Source organism: Streptomyces sp. NPDC007162 (assembly GCF_040634175.1).
Lineage (GTDB): Bacteria > Actinomycetota > Actinomycetes > Streptomycetales > Streptomycetaceae > Streptomyces.
Map to the genome: position 1 here is coordinate 1 of NZ_JBEYFC010000675.1, position 4,048 is coordinate 4,048.

At 73.3% G+C, this 4,048-nt stretch carries 4 protein-coding genes; 3 read left to right on the plus strand and 1 reads right to left on the minus strand.

What is annotated here, in order from left to right; translation table 11 throughout:
• Positions 1-50 precede the first annotated feature (50 nt).
• The gene (locus tag ABZ646_RS41830; protein WP_360531605.1) at positions 51-770 is read left to right on the plus strand and encodes a hypothetical protein; all 720 of its coding nucleotides are present in this window, start codon (positions 51-53) and stop codon (positions 768-770) included.
• Positions 771-850: 80 nt separating this feature from the next.
• Here ABZ646_RS41830 and ABZ646_RS41835 read toward each other — a convergent pair whose 3' ends face one another.
• A complete protein-coding gene (locus ABZ646_RS41835) occupies positions 851-1,618 on the minus strand; it encodes a GntR family transcriptional regulator (protein WP_360531596.1) in 768 nt (255 codons plus the stop codon).
• A gap of 168 nt (positions 1,619-1,786) precedes the next feature.
• On the opposite strand from ABZ646_RS41835, the gene ABZ646_RS41840 reads away from it, so the two are divergent.
• Positions 1,787-2,611, plus strand: coding sequence for a (2Fe-2S)-binding protein (locus ABZ646_RS41840; protein WP_360531599.1), 825 nt, complete (start codon positions 1,787-1,789; stop codon positions 2,609-2,611).
• Positions 2,612-2,928: 317 nt separating this feature from the next.
• Positions 2,929-3,975: a DUF2637 domain-containing protein gene (locus ABZ646_RS41845; RefSeq protein WP_360531602.1), complete on the plus strand. Its 1,047-nt coding sequence runs from the start codon at positions 2,929-2,931 to the stop codon at positions 3,973-3,975.
• Positions 3,976-4,048: the final 73 nt, after the last annotated feature.

A 4,048-nucleotide genomic window follows, 5' to 3' on the forward strand; every position in this document is an offset into this window, starting at 1 on the left:
CCGGCATCGACCTGTCGATCGGCGCGGTGATGGTGCTGTCCTCACTGCTGATGTCGAGGCTGCGCTCGCGGGCCTGCTGGGCCGACGCGGCGGCCCTGCTGCCGTCGGACACCCCGGCGTACTCGCTGCAGCGGGCGGGGCTGATGGTCGAGCGGTGCCTGTACACCGAACGGGGCTGGGAAGAGGCGGAGGACGCGCTGCGTACGGCGGAGGCGCAGGCCCGTACCGACGAGGAGCGGGGCGCCGCCGCCTGCGAACGCGGCCAACTCGCCTACGCGGCCACCCTGCACGGGGTCCGCGACCGGGCCGACGAGGCGCGGGCCGCGCTCGGCAGGGCGGCGGCGCTGATCCCGCCGGGGACTTCGGGACGGGCCCTGCTCGACTTCCGGCGGGGGCTGCTGGCGGAGAACCTGACCCTGTCCCCGCAGGCGGCCCGCGCCGCCTACCGCAGGGCGCACGCGGCCGCCACCGCGCACGCCGACCCGCTGCTGCTCTCCTTCACCTGGCGCCACCTGGCCGGACTGGCCCTGCGCGACGGCGAGTTGACCGAGGCCCGGCACGGCTTCGCCGAGTCGCTGCGCATCAGGGAGGAACTGGGCTACCTGGTCGGCACGGCCCCCGCGCTGGCGTCCCTGGCCGAGACGGAGTCCGAACCGGAGGCGTCCCGCCTGCGCGAGGAGGCGGGCCGGCTGTTCCGCCTCCTGGGCGGCGTCCCGACGTGGCTGGCAAGGCAGCTGACCCCACCGACACCGGGAGCGGCAACGGCATAAAGGCGTGGGCGGGGGGTGGCACTCACCAGCGTTGGCAGGGTGCCGCTGCGGCGAGACTCCGCGCAACCGCCCCCACCGACTCACCACGCGTCGGCGAAATGCCCCACCACCAGCGCCCGTACCGCTTCCAGATCCCTCGCGACCAACGCCTCGAGCAACGCCGAGTGCTCCGCCGCGTCCGACATCATCTCGGCCCGCGCCCCGCGCAGCGGCACCGCCCGCCGCCGCAGGTCCTCCGCGATCTGCACGAGCTGCTCGTTGCCCGCGAGCCCCAGCACCGCCCGGTGGAACGCCCGGTCGGCCTCCGCGTACGTCGCCCTGCACCCCGTCGCCGCCGCCCGCACCGACTCCTCGGCCAGCGGCCGCAACGCGGCCCACCGCTCGGCCGGCACACTGCGCGCCAGCCGCACCATCACCGGCACCTCGATCAGCGCCCGCACCTCGGCCAGTTCGGCCAGTTCCCGCGCTCCCCGTTCCACGACCCTGAAGCCCCGGTTGGGCACGACCTCGACCGCGCCCTCCTGGGCCAGTTGCTGCATCGCCTCGCGCACCGGCGTCGCGGACACCCCGAACCGCTCCCCCAGCGCCGGCGCCGAGTACACCTCGCCGGGCAGCAACTCCCCGCTCATCAGCGCGGTGCGCAGCGCGTCGAGGATCTGCCCGCGCACGGACGCCCGTTGCACGGCGGGCCGGGGCTGCGGAACGGGCCGCTCGCCGTGCGTGTGCTCACCGCGCACGGCCGACGCACCGGCGGGGTGTCCACCCGCCTCCCGCGCCGTCTGCCCGGACCGCGACTGCGCGGGCACCCTGGCCGTCTCGGCGGGAGCCGCGTGCGCGCGCTGGTCCACGGGCCCTCCTCGGGTCGTCGGCACTTGGGTCATTAACGGCGGGTTGTTACTTGTCCGTCAAGCACCTTAGGCGCACAAGGCGCTGGTTCAAACTCACGAACGAACGGGTAAGGTAAGCCTTACTTAATCCGGCAGTCGGCCCACATCCGCATCCGATCGGTGGTCACCATGCCCTCCCCCGTCTCCGCCGCCTACGCCCGCCTCACCGAGGTCTGTCCCGACCTGGCGGTCACGGAGCTGGCGCCGGACGAAACGGCGCCCCGGGGCGGCGGCTGGGTCGGCGCGGCCGAACTCGCGGCGGGTGGCCCCGGCCTGGACGCCTTCCTCGCCTGGGACGCGGACCAGATCCTGCGGGACCACGGACAGCCCGGCCGCCCCGACGTGGTCGCGGGTTTCGGCCTGCACCGCTACGGCTGGGCCGCCTGCCTGCTGATCACCCTCCTCTGGTTCCTGGACCGCCGGGTCCCCCGCCTCCCCGCGACCGAGGTGTCGTACGACCGCGTGGCGGGCCGGATGGCCGTACGGGTCGCCTCCTTCGCCTGCCTCCCGGGGGATCCGGCGGCGGCGCTGCCCGGCGCGGTCGTCGTCGGCGGCGAGGAGGCGCTGCGGGCGGAGGTCAGGGCGGCCGTGGCCGAGCACCTGGAACCGGTGCTCGGCGGCTTCGGCCCCCGGATGCGGCGGCGCGGTCGCGCCCTGTGGGGCATGGCGACCGACGAGATCGTGGAGGGGCTCTGGTACGTCGCCGGTCTGCTCGGCGAGGAGGAGCGGGCCGTCCGGGAGCTGGCGGCGCTGCTCCCCGGGACCACCGGGCCGTACGCCGGCTCCGCGGCCTTCCGGGTGCTGTCCGGGCCGGCCGGCGAGCCACTGCCGACCCGGGACCGGGTGAGCTGCTGCATGTACTACACCCTGCGCCCCGAGGACACCTGCGCCACCTGCCCGCGGACCCGCGACGACGAACGGATCGCCAAACTCACGGCAGCCGCGGCGGCCTGAGGCGCACTCAGGGCACCCGGGGGGACGGGGCACCGCCCCGGATCCACTAAGATCGCGGGAGGCAGGACCGCCGCTGCGTCGACAGGGAATTCACAACTTCCTCACTCGTCGCAGGAACTTTCCGAGGAACCACCCGTATGGGTAGTCTTACTCGAACTCAACTCCCGCCCCTCACGCGGCAGTTCGAGCAGAACGCTGCCCTGGAGCATCCCCTTGCACTTCCTTGGCGGCCTCTTGCCCCGAAACCCCTTGAGGGCCGCTGGGATTGGGCCACTATGGCGGGCGTTACGCCCTATCCCAATGCAAGGGACCCCTAGATGAGACTGACCGACATATCGCTGAACTGGCTGCTACCCGGCGCCGTACTGCTCCTGGGGTTGCTGGTCGCGGTGGCGGTGCTGACGCGCTCCAAGCGGTCCGGCGGAGAGCACGCGAAGGACGACTCGTGGGAGCGCAGCGAGGAGCGGCGTCGGCGCAAGGAGGCCATCTACGCCACCGCTGCCTACGTCCTCCTGTTCTGCTGCGCGGCGGTGTCCGCCGCCCTCTCCTTCCACGGGCTGGTCGGCTTCGGCCAGCAGAACCTCAACCTCTCCGGCGGCTGGGAGTACCTGGTGCCGTTCGGTCTGGACGGCGCCGCGATGTTCTGCTCCGTCCTCGCGGTGCGCGAGGCGAGCCACGGTGACGCCGCGCTCGGCTCCCGGATCCTCGTGTGGACGTTCGCGGGCGCATCCGCCTGGTTCAACTGGGTGCACGCGCCTAGGGGCGGGGGCCACGACGGCGCTCCGCAGTTCTTCGCCGGCATGTCGCTGTCCGCGGCCGTCCTCTTCGACCGCGCCCTGAAGCAGACCCGCAAGGCCGCCCTGCGCGAGCAGGGCCTGGTGCCGCGTCCGCTGCCGCAGATCCGCATCGTGCGCTGGCTGCGTGCCCCCCGTGAGACCTACAAGGCGTGGTCGCTGATGCTCCTGGAGGGCGTGCGCAGCCTGGACGAGGCGGTCGAGGAGGTGCGCGACGACAAGCGGCAGAAGGAGGAGAACCGCATGCGCCGCCGCGAGCAGGACCGTCTGGAGCGGGCCCAGCTCAAGGCCATAAGCCGCGGCCACCGGGGCTTCGTCGGGCGGGCCGGCCGGCAGGACGAGGTGCACCAGGTCGAGCGGGCGCCCGCCCAGGCCTCCGCGGAGCCTGCCATAGCGGCGCCGGAACAGCTGCCCGTGCGCTCCCGGCCGTCCCTTCAGCCCGCCCGCAAAGGGTCTGAGATCACCGTCGACCTGACCGCGGAGGACGACACAATGGCCCTGCCGCGCCTTGACTCCCTGGAGCGCAAGCTCAAGGACCTGGGACCACTACGCCTGGCCAATCAGCCATGACGGGGCGATGCCTGATCAGCGCCGCCCTTTCCTTTTTGCTGGCCAGACAGCCCTTCGCCGGCTGGATCGCTTC

Bases quoted from the DNA above. Each gene is read 5' to 3' on its own strand.
- ABZ646_RS41830 (WP_360531605.1), top strand. From the start codon at position 51: ATGTCGAGGCTGCGCTCGCGGGCCTGCTGGGCCGACGCGGCGGCCCTG.
- ABZ646_RS41845 (WP_360531602.1), top strand. From the start codon at position 2,929: ATGAGACTGACCGACATATCGCTGAACTGGCTGCTACCCGGCGCCGTA.
- ABZ646_RS41840 (WP_360531599.1), top strand. From the start codon at position 1,787: ATGCCCTCCCCCGTCTCCGCCGCCTACGCCCGCCTCACCGAGGTCTGT.